This window comes from Paenibacillus athensensis (genome assembly GCF_004514475.2).
Taxonomy (GTDB): Bacteria; Bacillota; Bacilli; order Paenibacillales; family NBRC-103111; genus Paenibacillus_AL; species Paenibacillus_AL athensensis.
Window position 1 is genome coordinate 228,938 of the sequence record NZ_MYFO02000001.1, and the last position, 20,677, is coordinate 249,614.

Consider the following 20,677-nt stretch of genomic DNA (forward strand, 5'->3'; position numbering starts at 1 on the left):
ACAAGCAGGAGGGAGCGCTTTGAAAAAAGAAGATCCCCGCCAGCATAATAGCCAAGCGGGCGAACCCGCCGTCGGTTCCACGGATACCCGGCCGCAATGGCATTCGGCCCATTGGCATGCACGGTACGAGCAGTTGTTTGCCGACAGCTTCAGACGCGTGTACAACGAGCAGCGCTACGGTCGTGCCTGGCGCTCCGCCACAGAGGTTCAAGAGCTCAAACAGCTGTTTGTCCGCGTCATGCATACCGATCCGACGGTTTACGGCGCGCTGCTGCAATTGAAATCATGGGATGTTTACAGCTATTGGCATTCGTTTGATGTATATGTGCTTGGTTGTTTACTCAAGGGACGGAACGAGGATTTCGCCTTTTATAAAGGGCTGCTGCTGCACGACATCGGCAAGCTGGAGATCGATCAAGCGATTTTGCGGAAAAATACCCGGCTGACGACGGGCGAATACGCGCGGATTCAGCGGCATACGCAGCTGGGAGCGGCCTTTGTCGGCGAGCATGTGCAGTTTGCCGGAGAAGTGGCGCTGGAGCTGATCGGCAGCCATCACGAACGGCTCGACGGCAGCGGCTATCCGGCGGGCAAGCGAGCGGTCGACTTGAGCGAAGCTGTACGCGTGGCAATGGTCGCCGACGTCTATTCCGCGCTGACGCTTGAACGGCCGTACAGGGCTCCGCTGGCGGCCAGTGATGCCATCGCCATCTTGCTCAAGACAGAGGTGCAATACGATGCCGATTGGCTGCACAGGCTGATGGAGGGGCTTGGCGTGTATCCGCTGCAGGCTCGCGTCGAGCTGACCGACGGACGTTATGCGACGATTCTGCATCATAATCGCAGCTGCCCGCATTTGCCGCTTGTGCAGATCGACGGCCGCGGCAAGGCGCTGGAGCTGCCGCGACGCGGCGAGCTTGCCGTCAAGCGGCTCGTCGGGTACAGCACGGACCGGACTAGCGGCCCGACGGCTTGGGACCGCTATGTGGCCGCGCTGCTGAGCGGCGAGACGGAGCAAGCGCTGGCGGCGCTGGAGAAGCTGTCCGACGGCCGGCGCATCGAAGAGGTGTACGTCGAGCTGATCGCCAAGGCAATGCAGGCGGTGCGCGCCCGCCGTTCGGCCGGCGAAATTACGGTGGCCGAGGTGCAAGTGGCGGTCATGGTCACCCGCGAGGTGATGCGGGCCATTGCCGGAGCTTACTCGCAGGAGCAGCCATCCGGGCGCAAGCTGGTGCTGACCTCGGCCGGCTACGGCGAATCGCTGCACATGCACATGCTGGGCGATATGTTGCGGGCGAACGGCTGGACGGTGTACACCGTCGCGGAGCCGGTTCCCGCCGATGATTTGCTGGCATTTATGGACAAACATGCCATACGCAGCGCCGCGATTTTTGCGCGCAAAAAAGCGGACATCCCCAGGCTGCGCAAAGCGGTGCAAGAGCTCAAGCGCAAGGCGCCTGCCGCCCTGTTGATTGTGGGCGGCGAGGCGCTGGGGAACGTCCGCGTGGCCGAAGCCGACTACGAGGTTCGCGATATGCTGCGGGCGGTGGAGGAGCTGACCCGGCTGTGAAGGGCTGGGCGGGATCGCGGCGCGGTTTCCACAGCGGGGCATCCATAACGCGGCTGCCGGGGTCTCGCCCGCAAGCGAAGAGTACCGCCCCCGCTGCGGTCAGTCCGCTTGCCTTGCGGCACCCGCAAGGTGGAAGGGATCGCACCGCGATTGCCGGACGGTCAACCGCCCGCCAGACCTTCTGCGCGCCCGTTCGTTCATGAGCTGTCCGCGCTAGGTGACCGATTGGCGGAACGCTTCAACGTGCTGGACATCGCCGCTGACCAGCAGCCGGTCGCCAAGGCGCAGCTCGGTGTTGCCGTGCGGGATCAGATGCGATTGCCCGCGGAATACGCGCAGGATCAGGATGTTCTGCAGCGACAGCTGGCGCAGCAGGGTGGAGCGGAACGGCAAGCGGCCGATTTCGATTTCGTAAATCATTTCGTCCTGCTCGGCCAACAGCTTGAGGGCGCCGGGACTGTCGATCAGCGCGCGCAGCACGGTCCGGGCCGCATACAGCGTCGAGAACACCTCGAAGCCGCGGTCGGCGAGCTGCTTTTGGCCTTGCGGCGATTCCAGTCGCACCAGCACGCGTTGGCCCTCGCCCGGCGAGAGGAACGAGGCGAGCGCCAGGTTCAGCTCGTCGTCGCCGGTCGCCAGCACGACGATGTCGGCGCTGAACGCGCCCTGCTGCTTCAGCTGCTCGGCATTGAGCGCGCCGAGCTTGACGGTGCGCGCAGCGGCTTCTTCGCCGAGCAGGCCGAAGGCGGCTTCCGATGCGGTGTAGACGCGCAGATCGTACATGTCCTCGCGCAGCAGGTCCTGCACGACCGGCGTCGAGATGTGGTTCATGCCGATCACGGCGACGACCGGCTTGCGCGGCGCAGGCTTCGGCGACAGTTTGCTGTAAAGCACGGGGAAGATCAGGCAGCTGAGCAGCGCCACGAGAATGAGCGCTCCGTGCAGCGATTCCTTGATGATGCCCAATTCAAGCGCCAGCGTCGCAGCGGCGATGACGAGGCTGAGCTTCGACGACAGCAGCACGCCGGAGCTGAGCACGTCCTTCCAGCTGTACCAGCGGCGCAGCAGCGCCATCGGCACGATTTTGGCCAGGAACATGACGATCAATAGCAGCGGAATCATCAGCACCATTTTGGCATCGGTAAAAATGGTCTTCAGCTCGAGGCCGGCCCCGACCATCACGAAAAAAATCGGGATCAAAAAGCCGTAGCCAAACGATTCAAGCTGGTGTACAAACGCTTTCTTAGGCCGCAGCAGGGAGACGATCACCCCGGCGAGGAACGCGCCCAGAATATTCTCGGCCCCCAGGCTTTCCGACAGGAACACGATGGCCAGCATCAAGGCGAAAATCGCCCGCGTGCCGAATTGGATCGTGCTTTCGCTCAGCACCTGGAACACCTTGCCGGCAGCCAACCGCTTGACGAAGCGGTAGATGACGACGACCAGCAGGAAAAACAGCAGGAGCAGCAGCATTTTGGACAAGTTGCGCGACAGATAGCTGACATAGAAGGCGAGCAAAATCATCGTAAAAAAGTCGGCCAGCACCGTCACCAGCAGCAGCGTCTGTCCGAGGCGCGTGTTCAGCATCTTGCGCTCCTTGAGCACCGGAACGACGACGCCCAGCGATACGGTGCCGATAATCAGCGTGGTCAGGAAGACGCGGCTGACGAGTCCGGTCAGCATCAGCAGCCAGGCCAGCAGCCCGGACATGGCGAAGATGCCGATAAAAATGGCAATCGCGACAGCGAACGTCGAATCGCCGGATTTGGCGCCGTCCCGGCTTCGGGTGGGGGTGAAGGAGGAGAAATCAATTTCAAGCCCGCTAAGGAACATCAAATAAATGAATCCAAGCAGGGACAATAGCTCCAGCCACGGGTCGTCGCTCACGAGATTGAACCCGCTTTTGCCGATAATGACGCCGGCGACAATTTCAGCCACGACGACGGGGACAAGCCGCAGGCGCAGCTGATACAATAGAATCGGGACCAGAAAAGACAAGGACACAACCAGCATCAGACTGGTCAGCGAGCCGTTGCCATGCTCCATGTGGGGATTCCTCCTTGCTTTCAGATTAATCGGCCTAATGGCGGCGATGGAAAAGCTTGTCTCCAGTATAGCGGAATTGGCTGCAATTGGACAAATACGTATGGGCCTGGCGTCCCGGCGAGCCGTCGAAGCAAGACGAATCCCTGTTAAAAACAGGGCCTTGACTCTCCCCTTGGAGGAGGCTTTACGCTGAACAGGAAAGGGAGGGAGTTCCATGTTCTATACAGTAAAAGAAGTTGCCGAGTTGTCCGGGGCGACTGTCAAAACCTTGCATCATTATCACAAAATCGGGCTGCTGGCGCCGCGCGAAATCAGCGAGGCCGGCTACCGGCTCTACGGCTCGCGCGAGCTGGAGCGGCTGCAGGAGATTTTGTTTTACCGCGAGCTGGATTTCTCGCTGGACGAAATCAAGCAGCTGCTCGACGGGCAGCCGGACCGGACGGCGATCTTACGCGACCAGCGGGAACGGCTGGCCGCGCGCGCCGAGCGGCTGCACGGGCTTGTACGCACGCTGGAGCTGACGCTTGCGGGCGAGCTGGCCGGCGAGCCGCTTCCAGAGGCGGAGCTGTTTCGCGGCTTCGCCAGCGCCGCGCAATGGCGCGCAGCGCTGGAGCCGCAGCGGCAGTATCTGCGCGAGCAGTACGGCTTTGAGCTGCTCGACGACAAAGCGGCCGAAGCGCTGGATGCGGCAGCGATGAACGAGATGGCCCGCGAGGCGAAGCGCTTCATGGACGGCATGGCGGACGGGCTGCGGCGCAAATGCGCGGCCGGCAGCGAAGCCGCAGCGGCGCTGATTGCCAGCCATCTCGCTGCGTTGAACGGCTTTGGCCACGCGACGACGGCAGCCGACTTCGCTGCGCAATGCCGTTTCTTCCTCGCGGACGATTTTCACCGCGATATGCTGGAATCGCAACAGGTCGGTCTGGCGTATTATGTGTGCGCCGCAGCCGATGCTTTTGCCAAAGCGCACACCGGCGATGCGGTCGCGGGCAGCTAACGCCCCCCGCTTCATGAATGACCCTAAGCTCCTTCATCAGCTTGCGCGTGCGCGCAAGCTGAGCGAAGGGGCGTTTTATTTTACCCGAGAACGGGCAGTAAATTAAGGGTAGACGAAGCGCAATAATTTTGACATAATGAGAATGATTTTCAGTTTCAATACGTTTACGGAGTTGGAGAGGTGGAAGCAAAAATGATACGCCGATTTATGTCTTATTATGAACCCTACCGGCGGCTGTTTTTTCTGGATTTCGGCTGTGCGGTGTTTGCGGGCTTGCTGGAGCTGGGCTTTCCGCTTGCGGTCAATCAATTTGTCGACAAGCTGCTGCCGCAGGGCAACTGGAAATGGATTCTCGCCGCTTGCGCCGCCCTGCTGGCGATGTATGTATTCAGCTCCTTCATGCAATACGTTGTGACGTATTGGGGACATATGCTGGGCATCAATATTGAAACGGATATGCGCAGAAAGCTGTTTGCGCACGTGCAGAAGCTGAGCTTCCGCTTTTTTGACAACAATAAAACCGGCCATCTGATTTCGCGGCTGACGAGCGATTTGATGGAAATTGGCGAGGTGGCCCATCATGGGCCCGAGGATTTGTTCATTGCTGTCATGACACTGATCGGCTCGTTTGCGCTCATGCTGGCGATCAATTGGAAGCTGGCGGTGCTGACCTTCATTATTATTCCATTTATTTTCTGGCTGGCTATCTACTTTAACCGCCGCATGACCGGGGCGTTTCACCGGCTGTTCGGCGATATCGCCGACTTTAGCGCGCGGATCGAAGACAATGTCGGCGGCATCCGCGTCGTGCAGGCTTTTGCCAACGAACGCCACGAGGAAACGCAATTCGAAGAAAACAACAGCCGCTTCAGGCTTAGCAAGCTGCTCTCTTATAAAATCATGGCCTTGAACTCGTCGATCAGCTATATGCTGATGCGCTTCGTCACCTTGTTTGTGATGCTGTGCGGAACGTATTTTGTTATTCGCGGCGAGCTGACGTATGGCGGCTTTATCGGCTTTTTGCTGCTGACCAATGTGTTTTTTCGGCCTGTCGAGAAAATCAACGCGATCATCGAAAGCTATCCGAAGGGCATCGCCGGCTTCAAACGGTATATCGAGCTGCTCGATACGGCGCCGGATGTGGCTGATACGCCGGGTGCGGTGGAGCTGGATAAGGTCAATGGCGATATTCGCTACGAGGGTGTGAAGTTTGGCTATGAAGGGGAAGGCGATGTGCTGTCGGGCATCGACCTGACTATACGGGCCGGCGAGACGGTAGCGTTTGTTGGGCCGTCCGGTGCGGGCAAAACAACGCTGTGCAGCCTGCTGCCGCGCTTTTATGAGGTACAGGCAGGCCGGATTACCGTAGACGGGCTTGATATCCGCAATGTACAGCTTGCTGCGCTGCGCCGGCAGATCGGCATCGTGCAGCAGGATGTGTTTTTGTTCGGCGGCACCATCCGCGAGAATATCGGCTACGGGAAGCTGGGCGCGGGTGAAGACGAGCTGTGGGAGGCGGCCCGGCGGGCGCGGCTGGACGATTTTATCCGTTCGCTGCCGGATGGCCTGGATACGATTGTCGGCGAGCGCGGTGTGAAGCTGTCCGGCGGACAAAAGCAGCGCTTGGCCATTGCCCGGATGTTTCTGAAAAACCCGCCGATTCTTATTCTCGACGAAGCGACCTCGGCGCTCGACACCGAGACGGAAGCGGCGATTCAGCAGTCGCTGGCCGAGCTGTCGGCAGGGCGCACAACGCTTGTAATCGCTCACCGGCTGGCGACGATTCGCAATGCCGACAGGATCGTTGTCGTAACGGCAGACGGCATCGCCGAGCAAGGCGGTCACGAGGAGCTTGTGACCTCCGGCGGCATCTACAGCCGGCTGCATCAAGCGCAGTTCGGCGCTTAGCAGCCTGACCGGCATTCAACAGCCGACCGGCAGCGCCAAATACGTTCTTACCAGACAGAGGCCCGTTCCAGGAACGCGGCGCTGTCTTTTTTTACATTTTAATTGACAATGATAATCATTATCAATTAAAATGAGGGTAGCTCACATACCAACGAGGAGGTACGCGACATGTCGAAGGAAGTCAAGGAGCGCTTTCTGTTTCATTATTCCTCCGTGAAGGTGCAAGCCGATTCCACGCTGCTGGCCGCATCGCTCGGCCGGGGCGTGTGGCGAAAGCCGGTCGGTCAAGATACGTGGCAGCGGCTGGGCGACGGCTGGGACAGCGATATGCATACGAATCGTCTTCATCTTTACGATAACCGCGCTTATGCGTGTACGAACAAGGGACTGCTGCAGCTGGCCGAAGACGGCAGTTGGCGGATGACGGATTTGGAGGTCACCTGTTATCAGTTTCTCGAATTCGGCCGCTCGGCGCTCGCTGGAACGGCATACGGGCTGTGGGTGCGCAAGCATGGCATGTGGGAGCCCGCCTCCCATGCCCAGTCGGCCGTCTACGATGTGCTATATGTGCCGGAATTTATCATTTTGGCTCTGGATGACGGCATTGCCGTCTACGACCGCTATACGTGCGAGTGGAGCGAGCATAAATTGGAGACCGCGATTACAAGTCTGGCTGTGTATCACGGCTTTTTGCTAGGCACAACCGAGAAGGGCGAGCTGCTCGTCGGCAACAAGCGCGGAGGCTTCACGAAAGTGAACTACCCCAATTTATTCGTTTTTTCGCTGGTTACCCGGCAGGGGCGCGTTTATGCGTGCACCGATCACGGCTTATTCCGCATCGGACGTCTGTATGAAGACATTACGCTATTTTCGGTGAAGCTGGGCTTGCCCGTCACGGACGCCGATGTGGACGTGCATCAATTGTATATGGCTACTTTATTTCAAGGCGTGCAGACGATGCCGATTGGCTAACTGCAAGCCGCTGATCATATGGATGGAGATCAAGGAGGATACCTGTGACGCAAGTAATTGTTGTATACGCAAGCATGACTGGAAACACAGAAGAGATGGCCGAAGCGGTGGCCGCCGGGCTGCGTGAAGCCGGAGTCGAGCCTGTGCTCGTCTCGGTGCTGGACGCCCATGCCGCAAAATTACAGAACTACGACGGCTTTCTGCTGGGTGCCTATACATGGGGCGACGGAGATTTGCCCGATGAATTTCTCGATTTTTACGAGGAACTGGACGAGGTTGATTTGCAGGGGATGAAAGGCGCTGTTTTCGGCTCGGCCGACTCGTCCTACCGCCATTATGGAGCAGCCATCAGGATTCTGGAGGAGAAAATAACGGAACGCGGAGCCGTGAAGGCGCTGGAAGGGCTGAAAATCGAGCTGAGCCCGTCGCCGGACGATCTGGAGCTGTGCAAGGCGTTTGGCACGAGCTTTGCGGCTCAGGTGGCCGTGACGAATTAATCGCTCGCCGAAAGCGGCGAGGCGGCAAGCAGGCAGGATTCAAACGGACGATGGAGGCGTTGGCGGCGATGGAGGTTATTGAGGATTACCGGCTGGAAGCGATGATGAAAAATGGAGGGGCTGGCAGCCAGCGCGCAGCCAGCGACGTCGATTGGCGACAGCTCGCTTTATACGGCGTAAGCCATGCGCTGAACGATTTGTTCAGCCTGCCGCCCGAGGCGCGCACAGCCGCGCGCGTGGAAGCACTGATCGAAAGGCGCTGGACCAACCGCGGGTACAAATTCGCTTCACGTGAGCATTATCATCATGTGAAGCGGTGCGCCGTTCAAGCGCTCGTTCGTTATGCCGCAAGCCGGCAAGAGCAGGCCGGCCCGCTGCTGCTTTTTGAAACTATACAAACGCACATCAGTCCGCTGAACGTAGATCTTTCGCTCAACCTGCAGCTGCTCTGGGGCGGCGAAAAGGAAGCGGCAGGCGAGTTTCGCATCCACAGGTTTGTCATGGAGGCCCGGCCTCAGGAGAACGAAAGCTTTTTCCATTTGGCGACGCTGCTTGGCTATCACGCCTTCGGCCGTTTGCCGCAATCGATCGAGGTATGGTCCGTGCTGGGCGGTGGCGGGGCTCGCTGCCAGCCCTCCCTTGAGCATTTGCAGGCGTCCTACGACTACCTGCGGCTGATCCGGGATTATATGAAGGAAGCGGATGAGGAAATGGCGCCTCTGCGGCGGCGCTGCACATAGCTGTCTTCGAGTGTAAACGATCCTGCCAAGGGTCGTTTTTCTTTTGCGAAAATCCTGCTTAACAATGAAATTTTTAAAAAATTGTAACAATTACTGCAAAACTGGGTATTTATTTTCCATACCTACTAAAAAAGCTTATTTTCCCGTGGTAAAATAAAGAAGTATCCGCTTACGAACAACTTGGCGTCTGGGAAGGTGATATCGGTTTCATCGTAGTACGACTTCATTCGTGCAAAGGAGGAAATGAAGAGAGCCGACAGAGGCGAGGGGCCACGCAGGCATCCCGCACTTGCTGTTGCCAGACCTGTTACGACGTTCCGCGACAAAAGCATAATCGCTTCATGGCAACCTGCTCCAGCATGGGCGCGCGTCTTTCATCAAGCAAGCGAGGAGGCATTTATGATCAAGGTGGCGCTGGTCGATGGCCAAATGCTGGTGAGCGAAGGCATCAAATTTATGCTGGAAAAAGATCCCGACGTTCGGATCGCGGGCTGCGCGTTTACCCTGGAGGATACGCTGCGCATTTGCCGGCAGGACGAGCCTGACGTGCTGATTCTGGATGTGCAGATGTCCGGCTGCGACGGCTGGCTGCTGCTGGGGCAGCTGCAGCGCGAGTTTCCCGATGTGCGCGTCGTGGTGCTGACCGAGAGCAGAGAAATCGATACCGTGATCCGGGCGATGAATGCCGGCGCACGGGGGTACATGCTGAAGACGATCCATCCGCAAGAGCTGCTGATGACGGTCAAAAGCGCCGCGCTCGGTTTGAGCGTCATGCATAAAGACGTGATGGCCGATTTCATCCGCTTTGCTCCGGGATATCACCAATCCCGCCAGGAGGAAGCCAAAGCTTCCTGGACGTTCCATTTTACCGAACGGGAGCTTATGATTATCAAGCACGTTTCCCAAGGCAAGGAGAACAGCGAGATTGCCAAAAGCTTATTTCTGTCCGTAGGCACCGTGAAAAATACGATTTCGACCATTCTTCGCAAGCAAAATTTGCGGGACCGGGTCGAATTGGTCGTTTTTGCGGTCAAAAACGATCTGTTGTAGCGTTGTGCCGCAGCGGGAACGCCCGGCATGCCGGAGTCGTTCATGCAAGTGCGTCCGTCGTCCGTTTCCTGCAACTACCGTCGAACGGCGAACCGCTCGATGTGATCAAATTGCTGCCGCCAGCAGCTTACCCTGTGAGCATTGCTATCGCTTAACGCCACTTACGAACAAGACTGAAGCCTCCACGATCGGTGAACCCGAGAATGCTTACCGCGCAAGCTTGTGCCGGCGAAAAGCCACAGGAGGGTGTAAAGATGAAATACGCTTACAAATTGCATTGCAATTTGCCCAACAACAGCCGTAACGAACAAGTGCCGATGGATACTATCGCCCGCATTGCGCAACATGCAGACGCTTTTCAATATAACGGGGTGCTGTCGCACTTCAATTTTCAAATGATGGATCCGTTTGTGCTCGGCACGTGGATCATTCAGCGCACCAAGCGGCTCTCGCCGATCATCGCCGTGCAGCCGAACTATTGCAGCCCGCTGGAAGCGGCCAAGATGGTGCAGACGATCGCGCGTCTTTACGGGCGCAGGGTCATCCTCAACATGATTACAGGCGCAGCCAAAAGCGAGCTTGAGCAGGTTCAGGAGACGTTGTCGCACGACGAGCGTTACGTTCGTCTGGCTGAGTACATGCACGTGCTCAAGCTGATTCTGTCGACGGCGGGGCCGGTTTATTTTGCCGGCGATTACTACAAATACAACGGCTTGCAGCTGTATCCGGAGCTGGAACCGGAGCTGATGCCGACCTTGTTCGTAGCCGGCTCCTCGGCAGCGAGCATGGAGGTCGCTTTGCAGCAGGCCGATTTGTTCATGACCCATCCGGGACCGGTTCCGGAGTACCGCGAGCTGACGAACGGCATTCGTCACCTGCCGCATCTGCGTTCCGGAATCAAAATCGGCGTCATCGCCCGCGAGACGAAAGAGGAAGCGTGGATGGAGGCGCACCGTCGCTTCCCGGTCAGCGCAACGGGCAAGATGGCCACCAAGATGAAGGCCAAATCGGAGTCCGTCTGGCTGCGGCAGATGGCCGAGCTGACTCTGGCGTCGGACAACCGCGACGAAGTGTTCTGGATGGGCGGCTTTGCCAGCGGCATCGCCAACAATCCGATTCTCGTTGGCGATTACGAGCAAGTGTCGCAGTACATCGGTCAATACGTCGAAGCAGGCGTGAACGAGATTATCGTGGCCGGGCTGCTGGATGAACATGATTTTCGGCATACCGCAGAAGTGTTCAAGACGATGGATGCGGCTCAATATGCCCATGAAAGATAAGCACGTGCGGACCGCGGTCCTGCCGCTGGCGGAAGCAGCGGCTCCGCGGGCGCTTCAATAGCGGGCCTCGCTGACGGATGTATGAGCATTCGGAGCGGGCCTGTTTTTTTATGGGACGGCCTGCGCGGCAATCGTCGGCGCGCCAGGTTTTGCGGACGGGAGCGCCGGACCTGTTCTCGGGTGTTTGTTGCAGCTGCTGCAGCTATAGCTGTAGCAAATTGACTTTCCCGGTTATTTGATACACAATGGGGGTGGGCTTGGCCCAACCTTCCATTTGTAAGGAGAAAATCACAATCGATGAAACCGACCACACACGTCGTTGACAATGAAAAGATGGACCGCGCCATTCTGGTTAGTCTGGTGACACAGGAGCAGAAGAAGCGGGAAGCGCTCGCTGAATATTCGCTCCAGGAGCTTGTCCAGCTGGCGGAAACCGCCGGCGTGGAAGTACTGGCGACCATGACGCAAAATAAAGAATCGGCCGATACCAAATGGTTTATCGGCAAAGGCAAGGTGGAAGAGCTGCGGGCGCTGATGGAAGAGCTCGGCGCGAATACGGCGATTTTCGATCAGGAGCTGTCCGGGGCACAGGTGCGCAATCTGGAAGAAGCGCTGGATGCCAAGATCATCGACCGCACGCAGCTGATTCTGGATATTTTTGCCCAGCGCGCCAAGACGCGCGAGGGGATCATTCAGGTCGAGCTGGCCCAGCTGAGCTACCTGCTGCCGCGGCTGTCCGGGCAGGGCAAGAACCTGTCGCGGCTTGGCGGCGGTATTGGTACGCGCGGTCCCGGCGAGACGAAGCTGGAAACCGACCGCCGCCATATCCGCGAGCGGATCGGCGAGCTCAAAGCGCAGCTGGAGGAGGTCGTTCGACACCGCAAGCTGCATCGCGAGCGCCGCAAGAAATCCGGCGTGTTTCAGGTCGCGCTGGTCGGCTACACCAATGCCGGCAAGTCGACGCTGCTGCGCCAACTGACGAACGCCGACGTTTATGTGGAGAATCAGCTGTTCGCTACGCTCGATCCGACCTCGCGCACGCTGACGCTGCCCAGCGGCAAGGAGATCGTGCTGACCGACACCGTCGGCTTCATCCAGAACCTGCCGCACGATCTGGTAGCGGCATTCCGCGCGACGTTGGAGGAAGCGAACGAAGCCGATCTGATTCTCCACGTCGTCGACAGCTCGACCGAGATGCGCAACGAGCAAATGCGCGTCGTCGCCGAGGTGCTTGAGGAGCTGGGCGCGCATCGGCAGGAGCAACTGACGGTGTTTAACAAAATCGATCTGCTGCCCGACGAGCAGCAGGCGATGCTGTTTGCCGAAGGCGATTTTATCAAAATGAGCGCCTACCGCGAAGACGATTTGCAGCGCTTGCGTTTGGCTGTGCAGGACAAGCTGATGGGCGAGCGGCTGACATTTCGCATTCCCGCCGACAAGGGCGAGCTGATTTCGCTCGTGTACCGGATCGGCGATGTGCTGGAGAATGAAGTCGACGGCGAGGAGATGCTGTTTCAAGTGCGGGTTAACAAAGACGATTATGCCAAAATGGGCTATTTGCTGGCCGCCTACGATCAGCACAAGCAGCAGTACGGACAGGAAGACAAGGGAGAGAGCTTCTAGGTATGGAATTCGGGGAGAAACTAACGGCGCTGATGGACAGCGCCGAACGCCGGATCGAGCCGGCCGTGCGCCGGATCGAGCGGACGATCGACCGCAATCAATGGAAGGTCATTGCCGCCTTTCAAAAGCACAAGGTCAGCGATTATCATTTTGCCGGTTCCACGGGCTACGGCTACAACGATCGCGGCCGAGAGGTGCTCGATCTGGTCTATGCCGATGCGCTGGGCGCGGAAGCGGCGCTCGTGCGGCCGCATTTTGCTTCCGGCACGCATACGATCGGCACCGCGTTGTTTGGCGTGCTGCGTCCGGGCGATCACCTGCTGTACATTACGGGCCGGCCGTATGATACGCTGCACAAAGTCATCGGCAAGCCCGGCGACGGCACCGGCTCGCTGCAGGACTTCGGCATCGCCTACAGCGAAGTGGCGCTGACCGAATCGGGCGAGCCGGACTGGGCCGGCATCGCCGCCGCCCTGCAGCCGAACACCAAGGTGATCGGCATTCAGCGCTCGCGCGGCTATGACTGGCGCCCGTCGTTCACCGTCGCGCAGATCGGCGAAATGGTCCGCTTCGTCAAGGAAGCGCGGCCCGATGCGATCGTCTTCGTCGACAACTGCTACGGCGAGTTTACCGAAGCCGAGGAGCCGACGGCGGCGGGCGCTGATCTGATCGCGGGCTCGCTGATCAAAAATCCCGGCGGCGGCATTGCGCCCAGCGGCGGCTATATCGCCGGACGCCGCGACCTGGTTGAGCTGGCCGCGTACCGGATGACCGCGCCGGGCATCGGCGGTGAGGTGGGCGCGATGCTGGGGGCGACGCGCGCGATGTATCAGGGGCTGTTCCTGGCCCCGCACCTTGTCGGTCAAGCGCTCAAGGGAGCCGCTTTCGCCGCCGCCGTCTTTGAGGAGCTCGGCTTTATCAGCCATCCGCGCTGGGACGATCCGCGCACCGATCTGATTCAGGCCATCCGCTTCACTTCCGCGCAGCACCTGATCACCTTCGTGCAGGGCATTCAGCGGGCCGCAGCGGTCGATGCGCACGTCGTGCCCGAGCCGTGGGATATGCCCGGCTACGAGCATCCGGTCATCATGGCCGCCGGGACGTTCATTCAAGGCGGCAGCCTGGAGCTGTCAGCCGACGCGCCGATCCGCGAGCCGTATATTGCCTACATGCAAGGCGGCTTGACGTATTCGCACTGCAAGCTGGGCGTCATGACAGCGCTGCAGCATATGGAAACGGCAGGGCTGATTTGATTTTGCAAAACTGTAAACAAACCTAACACTCCTTGACATGTTTTTATCGGAAAGGTACAATAAAAGCAGGCAGTTACTGACCAGGAGTGATGAGTCATGAGCGATGAAATACGCAGAAATATGGCGCTGTTTCCTATTGGAATCGTCATGAAGCTAACCGATTTGACCGCACGGCAAATCCGCTATTACGAACAACACGAGCTGGTCATTCCGGCAAGAACCTCGGGCAATCAGAGGCTCTATTCATTCAATGACGTGGAGCGGTTGCTGGAGATCAAGGATTTGATCGAGAAGGGCGTCAACATTGCGGGCATCAAGCAGGTGCTTTTGCCGGTGTCCAAGGATTCCGAAGATGCAACCGTTATCAACGAGCACACAGAGGTCAAGCGCAAGGAGCTCACCGATTCCCAGCTGCACAAGATGCTCAAGCAGCAGCTGATCGGCGGAGGCAAGCGGCCAGGTCAGGTTTCCCTTATCCAAGGCGAGCTTTCCCGGTTTTTTCACTAAACTCACGGTTTTGAGAAGAAAGGAGAATGTTCGTGGGCTACACCAATAATTACACGAAAGAAGATATTTTGCGCATTGCCAAGGAGGAGAAGGTCAACTTCATCCGCCTGCAGTTTACCGACCTGATGGGTAGCATCAAGAATGTGGAAATTCCTTTCAGTCAGCTGGAGAAGGCGCTCGACAACAAAATGATGTTCGACGGCTCTTCCATTGAAGGCTACGTGCGCATCGAAGAATCCGACATGTATCTGTATCCCGATCTGAGCACCTGGGTCATTTTTCCTTGGTTTACCGAAGGCAAAGTGGCGCGGCTGATCTGCGACATCTACCTCCCGGACGGCCGTCCGTTCCCGGGCGACCCGCGCGGCATTTTGAAAAATGCGCTCAAGCAAGCGGAAGAAATGGGCTTCACAGCTATGAACGTTGGACCGGAACCGGAATTTTTCCTGTTCAAAACCGACGATAAAGGCAATCCGACGATGGAACTGAACGACCAAGGGGGCTACTTTGACCTTGCTCCGATGGACCTTGGCGAGAACTGCCGCCGCGATATCGTGTTGACGCTGGAAGAAATGGGCTTCGAGATCGAAGCTTCGCATCATGAGGTTGCGCCGGGCCAGCATGAAATCGACTTTAAATACGCCGATGCCATCAAAGCGGCCGACCAAATCCAGACGTTCAAGCTGGTTGTCAAAACGATCGCCAGACAGCACGGTCTGCATGCAACCTTCATGCCCAAGCCGTTGTTCGGCATGAACGGTTCGGGGATGCATTGTCACCAATCGCTTTTCAAGGGCAACGTCAATGCATTTTACGATGAGAGCGACAAGTTAGGTCTGAGTAACGTAGCCAGACATTATATGGCAGGTGTATTGCGCCATGCCCGTTCGTTTGCTGCGATCACCAACCCGACCGTCAATTCGTATAAACGTCTTGTTCCCGGCTATGAAGCGCCTTGCTACGTGGCTTGGTCGGCGAGCAACCGCAGCCCGATGATCCGCATTCCGGCGTCTCGCGGCCTCAGCACGCGCGTCGAGGTGCGCAACCCGGACCCGGCGGCGAACCCGTATTTGGCGCTTGCCGTGATGCTGGCTGCCGGACTTGACGGCATCAAGAACAAAATGCAGCTGCCGCCGCCAACCGACCGCAACATCTATGTTATGACAGAGGAAGAGCGCGAGGAGCAGGGCATTCCGAGCTTGCCGCTTAATCTCAAGCAAGCGCTGGATGAGCTGATCCGCGATGAAGTCGTCTGCGACTGTCTCGGCGAGCACGCGCTGGCGCATTTCTACGAGCTGAAAGAAATCGAATGGGATATGTATCGGACCCAAGTTCACGCTTGGGAGCGCGATCAGTATTTGACGTTGTATTAAAAAGTCTGCGCCGGTCAGCGGCGAAGCGATAATCAGGAAGGGCGGAACGACCGCGAGCGCCATGTCGGTAACGATAGGGCTGCGAGCTTCGTTCCGCCCTTTTTTGATTCATACACACAGGAAGAAACGAGGGAGAACGCGTTGAAAGTCATCACGATCCGCCAACCCTGGGCGACGCTAATCGCTCTGGGGGAAAAGCGGTATGAAACCCGCTCATGGCAAACCGCACATCGGGGAGTGCTGGCTATTCACGCCGGACAAACGCTTGATCAGCTCGCTTGCCGGCAAGAGCCGATTGCGACGATGTTGCAGCAATACGGGTTTACGGCCAAGACGCTGCCGCTCGGCGCCGTCATTGCGACCTGTCAGCTGGTCGACTGTTTGCGGGTTGCTGCCGACAAAGACGGTCGGGCTTGGCTGGAGCGCTTTGGCGCAGACACCGTTGCCGTTGACGGCAACGAATACCGCTTCGGCGATTACGCCGCAGGACGTTACGCTTGGGAACTGCGCGAGGTTACGCCCGTTCGACCGTCCAAGGTCAAAGGACGCCTGAGCCTGTGGGAATGGGACCCGCCTGCCGGATTGCTTGAAGATTTGCCTGGCTTGCGATGACGCTTCTATCGCCTCCGGGCTTTATTTAATAAAAATTCCATATATGGGTAATCATAACTCTGACACGCTCTTCTTTGGCGTGACGTACACCAATCCAACAGCTCGCGGGGATACCACTATGATCGGAAAATCAGGCGCTGCCATCGGTACGATCCCAGCTTTTAGCATCATCATATTGGCAACGGGGCTGATGAACCATGTGATGGTCATTCCGCCCCTGCTCCAAGCGGCACATCGGGATGCATGGCTTAGCGTATTGGCGATCATCCCGCTGTATCTGGTCTGGACGGGCATCTTGTTTATCATCATGAGGCGTACGAACCAGCAGGCGTTTTTCCCGTGGCTGCAGACTCACTGCGGCAAATGGATCAGCGGCGCGGTGCGGGCTTGTTTTATCGTCTATTTATTTCTGATTTGTACGTTGACGATGAAGGATACGGCGATGTGGACCCATACGTCCTATTTGCCTCGAACGCCGCAGTGGATTCTGTCGGTCACGCTGCTGATGCTTTGCTGCTATGCCGCTCATGCCGGGTTGCGCTCGATTGCCATTTGCGCCGGCATTTTGCTGCCGTTCGTCATTGTATTCGGGGATTTTGTGCTCAGCGCCAATTTGCCGGTCAAAAACTATCATCTTCTCTTTCCTGTCATGGAGCAAGGTGTTCAGCCTCTGCTGCAAGGGACAGTCTATGTGGGCGGGGGCCTGGTGGAAATCATCATCTTGCTGCTTTTTCAGCATCAATTAAAAAAGAAAATTCCGCTTTGGTCGTTGCTTCTGTTGGCTGTTTTTCTCGTCATGCTCGTCTTTGGCCCGCTGACCGGAGCCATTGCCGAATTCGGTCCTGTAGAAGCGGCCAAGCTGCGATATCCGGCCTATGAGGAGTGGCGGCTCGTCAGTGTCGGCCAATATATCCGGCATCTGGATTTCTTGTCCATCTATCAATGGTTATCGGGGGCATTTGTGCGGATCTCGACCGCGTTGCTGCTGCTGGTCGATTTGCTCTCGGGAGGCGGTAGCAAGCGGAGGATGGTGTGGTTTTGCGGGCTGGGCTTGACACTTATCGCCTTGGTCGAGCTGCCGATAAGCGATATGCAGTATTTACAGTTTATGCAAAGTGTGTATTTGCCCGCGGCATTGACCGTCATGACCGCATTGCTGCTGCTATTGTTCGTGCTTGCACTCATCCGGGGCCACAAGGGGGAAATGTCTTGAAGCTGAATCAGCTGTGGAAAGCGCGTAACGAAAAAAAGCCGCCTCAGCATCCTGCCAACACGGTTACGAACGAATCGGAGAACGGGCCGTGGGATAAGAAAAGGCTGGAGCAGCTGTTCTTCAATTGCGCCGATGTCAAAATCGACCAATTCAAGCTGGGTTCCGAAGAGTCTCCCCACGTGATAGAACTGATTTATTGCACCGGGCTGACCGAAACGATGCAAGTCAATCAATTCGTGCTGCCGCGCTTGGGCGCCATCCTCAGCTCCTCCGAATCTTTGATCGATCTGGATAAAAAGCTGGAGCTGATCCGGCTGGACGACGAGCAGGACATCGTGTCGCACATTTTTTCCGGTCAACTGCTCGTTTACGTGGAGCAGACGCAGCTGCTGTACTCGATGGATTTGTCCAAGCCGCCGCGTCGGGAGCCGTCCGAATCGAATACGGAGGTTTCGATCAAGGGGCCGAAGGACGGCTTTGTGGAAGAACTGGCCGCGAACGTGGCGCTAATCCGTAAGCGGCTGCCGACCAAATCGCTGTGTTATGAGCAGTTTCGGGTGGGCAAACGCAGTAACAGCAAGGTGGCGCTGCTGTATATCCAGGATATTGCTTCTGCAGATATCATCCAAGAGGTCAGGGAGCGGCTGCAAAAAATTGAAATCGACGCGATTCTGGGCAGCAGCCAGCTGGAAAAAATGATCGCCGACTATTCAGGCTCCTTATTCCCTCTGCTCGATTTCACCGGCCGGCCCGATTATGCTGCGGATAGTCTTGTGCACGGGCGTTTTGTTGTCATCGCCGATACGTCGCCCAATGCCATCATCGGTCCGGCCAATTTGACTTTATTGCTCAAATCGCCGGAAGACGCCTATTTCCCGTTTTATTATGCCAGTCTGGGCATTTTGCTGCGGCTCATCGGTCTCGTATTGTCCTTGCTGCTGCCCGGCTTCTGGACCGCGCTTACCGCGTTTAACGTCGAGCAAATTCCGTATCCGCTCGTAGCGACTATTTCGTTGTCGCGCATTGGCTTGCCGCTGCCGGGGCCGCTGGAGGCTGTTATGATGATTACGATGTTCGAGCTGTTCCGCGAGGCAGGCGAACGGCTGCCCAAGGCAGTGGGACAAACGGTTGCGGTTGTTGGCGGCATCGTCGTCGGCGATGCGGCAATCCGTGCCGGACTTGCGTCCACGACGCTGCTTGTCGTATCTGCCGTTACGGCAGTATCAAGCTTTACGCTGGTCAATCAGTCGCTGGTAGGCTCGGTCAGCCTGATCCGTTATTTCGTGCTTATTTGCTCGTCGGTGCTGGGCATGTACGGGTTCATGATTTCGACCATTGCGATTGTGGTGTACCTGTCGCGGCTGGAGTCGTTTGGCGTACCGTATTTGGCTCCGCTTTCGCCGATCACGTGGACGGATTTCATGTCAGCCATTACCCGAAAGTCATGGTTTTCCATCGATAAGCGGCCGAGCATATTAAGACCCAAAGATGCTACGCGCAGAGGAGGGTCCAAGTGAGACGGAGCAAACGATTGGCGGCTGTTACGCTTTCCTTGACCGCCTTGCTGCTCTTGACTGGCTGCTGGGACATCAAAAACATTCAGGATATGAACTATGTCACCAGCATCGGATTCGATTATGCCGACAACGAATATCGGGTTTATGTGCAGATGCTGGATTTTATTTCCGTGGCCAAGGTCGAATCGGGCAAGCCCTCGCAGCATGTTCCGGTCTGGGTGGGCACAGGGAAGGGCGCTACGGTCATCGAAGCCGTCAATGACCTGTATCAAACTTCACAGGTGCGCGTATTTTACGGTCAGGTCAGCTCGATTGTTGTAAGTGAACGTGTTATGAACAAAGGACTGCGCGATATTCAGGAGCTGCAAAACCGTTATTATGAGTTGCGCTTTACGCCGTGGGTATTCGGTACAACGATGCCGATTGACAAGCTTTTTGCGGTTACGCCGTTGTTTCATTTGTCTCCGATCATTTCTCTGCTGCACCAGCCGATGGAAAGCTATCGGCAGAAATCAACAATCACTCCAATTACGTCGCGTGAATTTATCACGAATTATAATGAACCGGATCAAGTGGTGCTGCTGCCCTCGATAAGAGCCACGGCCGAGCGGTGGAAGCAGGACACGAGCCCGCATGAAGTGCTTGATATCAATGGTGCGTTCGTCTATCAGGACGGGCAGTATCAAGGCTGGCTCAGCGAACGGAAGCTGATCGGTTTACGTTGGATCGACCCCAAAACGAGCCGCAGTCCGCTGGTTGTGTATCGGGACGGACAGCCGGAAGCTGCCGTGTCGCTGGAAGCGCCAAAGATTCAAATTCGGCCTATCGTGAAGGGGAATTCCGCGGCTTACGAGGTCAGCGTCAAGCTGTCAGGCAATATCAGCGATATCGTCCGCGCGATCAAGGAAACGGAGCTGGAAGCTGAAGTCGCTGCGCGGGTGCGCAACGAAATTCGCGAAACATTCGTAAACGGGCTGCAAATCAATAGCGATTTGCTCCAGCTGCAGCATACGCTCTACAGGACGAACAATAAAGAGTGGAAGCGATTGAAGCGGGAGGGGAACTTGAAGCTGATGCCGGACTCGCTTGCGGACATACGCGTGGACGTTCAATTGAATAATGCAGGCAAGCTCAAATATCCGGCTGCCAGCCGTTAGCCCGGACCGGGCCCGGAGCGCGCCGATCCGTTGTCGTCAAGCGCAGGCGCGGTTTCGATCGTCGTGCTCACTTCCTGCTTGAAATCGAATTTGGCGATCAGATTGACGCACAAGAGAGAATACAAATAATAGCCGACAATGATGCACACACCGAATACAATGACAGCAGGCACGCCTTTCCATACTTTCATGACGACAGCTCCTTTTGGGCCATAGGATGGTTGTCCCTTGCGTGAGGGCATTTACAAAATATCACAGCCTTCGCTGGGAAATAAGTACTATTTTTTTATAGAACTAGGCACGTCGAGGGGCTTCCCGCCCGATGTTCTCAGCAATCAGCCGTTGAACAGGAAAAAATGAAT

Annotated in this window: 18 protein-coding genes; 16 read left to right on the forward strand and 2 right to left on the reverse strand. The window is 57.2% G+C overall.

Features of this window, described 5'->3' with window-relative positions:
* The first annotated feature begins 19 nt into the window (after positions 1 to 19).
* Positions 20 to 1,570, forward strand: coding sequence for an HD domain-containing phosphohydrolase (locus B5M42_RS00980; protein ID WP_167689688.1), 1,551 nt, complete (start codon positions 20 to 22; stop codon positions 1,568 to 1,570).
* A 213-nt stretch (positions 1,571 to 1,783) separates the two neighbouring features.
* On the opposite strand, the gene B5M42_RS00985 is transcribed toward B5M42_RS00980, so the two are convergent.
* Positions 1,784 to 3,616 carry a cation:proton antiporter family protein gene (locus B5M42_RS00985; RefSeq protein WP_167689685.1) on the reverse strand — a complete coding sequence of 611 codons (1,833 nt, stop codon included), beginning with the start codon at positions 3,614 to 3,616 and terminating at the stop codon, positions 1,784 to 1,786.
* A gap of 214 nt (positions 3,617 to 3,830) precedes the next feature.
* Between B5M42_RS00985 and B5M42_RS00990 the strand changes: the two genes are divergently transcribed.
* The 15 genes from B5M42_RS00990 to B5M42_RS01060 all read left to right on the forward strand — a co-directional run bounded on the left by B5M42_RS00990 (position 3,831) and on the right by B5M42_RS01060 (position 20,315).
* Positions 3,831 to 4,613: a MerR family transcriptional regulator gene (locus B5M42_RS00990; RefSeq protein ID WP_134750572.1), complete on the forward strand. Its 783-nt coding sequence runs from the start codon at positions 3,831 to 3,833 to the stop codon at positions 4,611 to 4,613.
* A 192-nt stretch (positions 4,614 to 4,805) separates the two neighbouring features.
* A complete protein-coding gene (locus B5M42_RS00995) occupies positions 4,806 to 6,521 on the forward strand; it encodes an ABC transporter ATP-binding protein (protein WP_134750571.1) in 1,716 nt (571 codons plus the stop codon).
* Between the two features lie 168 nt (positions 6,522 to 6,689).
* Positions 6,690 to 7,493, forward strand: coding sequence for a hypothetical protein (locus tag B5M42_RS01000; RefSeq protein WP_134750570.1), 804 nt, complete (start codon positions 6,690 to 6,692; stop codon positions 7,491 to 7,493).
* 44 nt (positions 7,494 to 7,537) lie between these two features.
* Positions 7,538 to 7,990, forward strand: coding sequence for a flavodoxin (locus B5M42_RS01005; protein ID WP_134750569.1), 453 nt, complete (start codon positions 7,538 to 7,540; stop codon positions 7,988 to 7,990).
* Positions 7,991 to 8,058: 68 nt separating this feature from the next.
* Positions 8,059 to 8,730, forward strand: a complete 672-nt coding sequence (locus B5M42_RS01010; protein WP_134750568.1) for a hypothetical protein — start codon at positions 8,059 to 8,061, stop codon at positions 8,728 to 8,730.
* A gap of 399 nt (positions 8,731 to 9,129) precedes the next feature.
* A complete protein-coding gene (locus B5M42_RS01015; protein WP_167689683.1) occupies positions 9,130 to 9,780 on the forward strand; it encodes a response regulator in 651 nt (216 codons plus the stop codon).
* Positions 9,781 to 10,034: 254 nt separating this feature from the next.
* Positions 10,035 to 11,060, forward strand: a complete 1,026-nt coding sequence (locus tag B5M42_RS01020; RefSeq protein ID WP_167689681.1) for an LLM class flavin-dependent oxidoreductase — start codon at positions 10,035 to 10,037, stop codon at positions 11,058 to 11,060.
* Between the two features lie 297 nt (positions 11,061 to 11,357).
* Entirely contained in the window at positions 11,358 to 12,683 is a 1,326-nt protein-coding gene (gene hflX, locus B5M42_RS01025) for a GTPase HflX (RefSeq protein ID WP_134750565.1), read from the forward strand.
* 32 nt (positions 12,684 to 12,715) lie between these two features.
* On the forward strand, positions 12,716 to 13,936 hold the full coding sequence (locus B5M42_RS01030) for a methionine gamma-lyase family protein (protein ID WP_407946107.1): 1,221 nt from the start codon (positions 12,716 to 12,718) through the stop codon (positions 13,934 to 13,936).
* 96 nt (positions 13,937 to 14,032) lie between these two features.
* On the forward strand, positions 14,033 to 14,443 hold the full coding sequence (locus B5M42_RS01035; protein WP_134750563.1) for a MerR family transcriptional regulator: 411 nt from the start codon (positions 14,033 to 14,035) through the stop codon (positions 14,441 to 14,443).
* Positions 14,444 to 14,475: 32 nt separating this feature from the next.
* Entirely contained in the window at positions 14,476 to 15,816 is a 1,341-nt protein-coding gene (gene glnA / locus B5M42_RS01040) for a type I glutamate--ammonia ligase (protein ID WP_230632553.1), read from the forward strand.
* Positions 15,817 to 15,957: 141 nt separating this feature from the next.
* The gene (locus B5M42_RS01045) at positions 15,958 to 16,428 is read left to right on the forward strand and encodes an ASCH domain-containing protein (protein WP_134750561.1); all 471 of its coding nucleotides are present in this window, start codon (positions 15,958 to 15,960) and stop codon (positions 16,426 to 16,428) included.
* Positions 16,429 to 16,546: 118 nt separating this feature from the next.
* Positions 16,547 to 17,641: a GerAB/ArcD/ProY family transporter gene (locus tag B5M42_RS01050; RefSeq protein ID WP_167689679.1), complete on the forward strand. Its 1,095-nt coding sequence runs from the start codon at positions 16,547 to 16,549 to the stop codon at positions 17,639 to 17,641.
* Complete coding sequence (locus tag B5M42_RS01055; protein ID WP_134750558.1) at positions 17,638 to 19,158, forward strand: spore germination protein; 1,521 nt, start codon at positions 17,638 to 17,640, stop codon at positions 19,156 to 19,158. The genes B5M42_RS01050 and B5M42_RS01055 overlap by 4 nt, the downstream gene beginning before the upstream one ends.
* Complete coding sequence (locus B5M42_RS01060) at positions 19,155 to 20,315, forward strand: Ger(x)C family spore germination protein (protein WP_167689677.1); 1,161 nt, start codon at positions 19,155 to 19,157, stop codon at positions 20,313 to 20,315. The genes B5M42_RS01055 and B5M42_RS01060 overlap by 4 nt, the downstream gene beginning before the upstream one ends.
* On the opposite strand, the gene B5M42_RS01065 is transcribed toward B5M42_RS01060, so the two are convergent.
* The gene (locus tag B5M42_RS01065; RefSeq protein ID WP_134750554.1) at positions 20,312 to 20,506 is read right to left on the reverse strand and encodes a hypothetical protein; all 195 of its coding nucleotides are present in this window, start codon (positions 20,504 to 20,506) and stop codon (positions 20,312 to 20,314) included. The two genes, B5M42_RS01060 and B5M42_RS01065, sit on opposite strands and share 4 nt — an antisense overlap.
* Positions 20,507 to 20,677 lie beyond the last annotated feature (171 nt).

Excerpts from the sequence above, each read along its gene's own strand:
- B5M42_RS00995 (WP_134750571.1), top strand. The coding sequence starts at position 4,806 with ATGATACGCCGATTTATGTCTTATTATGAACCCTACCGGCGGCTGTTT.
- B5M42_RS01065 (WP_134750554.1), bottom strand. The coding sequence starts at position 20,506 with ATGAAAGTATGGAAAGGCGTGCCTGCTGTCATTGTATTCGGTGTGTGC.
- B5M42_RS01020 (WP_167689681.1), top strand. The coding sequence starts at position 10,035 with ATGAAATACGCTTACAAATTGCATTGCAATTTGCCCAACAACAGCCGT.
- B5M42_RS01010 (WP_134750568.1), top strand. The coding sequence starts at position 8,059 with ATGGAGGTTATTGAGGATTACCGGCTGGAAGCGATGATGAAAAATGGA.
- B5M42_RS01015 (WP_167689683.1), top strand. The coding sequence starts at position 9,130 with ATGATCAAGGTGGCGCTGGTCGATGGCCAAATGCTGGTGAGCGAAGGC.
- hflX (WP_134750565.1), top strand. The coding sequence starts at position 11,358 with ATGAAACCGACCACACACGTCGTTGACAATGAAAAGATGGACCGCGCC.
- B5M42_RS01000 (WP_134750570.1), top strand. The coding sequence starts at position 6,690 with ATGTCGAAGGAAGTCAAGGAGCGCTTTCTGTTTCATTATTCCTCCGTG.
- B5M42_RS01030 (WP_407946107.1), top strand. The coding sequence starts at position 12,716 with ATGGACAGCGCCGAACGCCGGATCGAGCCGGCCGTGCGCCGGATCGAG.
- B5M42_RS01050 (WP_167689679.1), top strand. The coding sequence starts at position 16,547 with ATGATCGGAAAATCAGGCGCTGCCATCGGTACGATCCCAGCTTTTAGC.
- B5M42_RS01035 (WP_134750563.1), top strand. The coding sequence starts at position 14,033 with ATGAGCGATGAAATACGCAGAAATATGGCGCTGTTTCCTATTGGAATC.
- B5M42_RS00985 (WP_167689685.1), bottom strand. The coding sequence starts at position 3,616 with ATGGAGCATGGCAACGGCTCGCTGACCAGTCTGATGCTGGTTGTGTCC.
- B5M42_RS00990 (WP_134750572.1), top strand. The coding sequence starts at position 3,831 with ATGTTCTATACAGTAAAAGAAGTTGCCGAGTTGTCCGGGGCGACTGTC.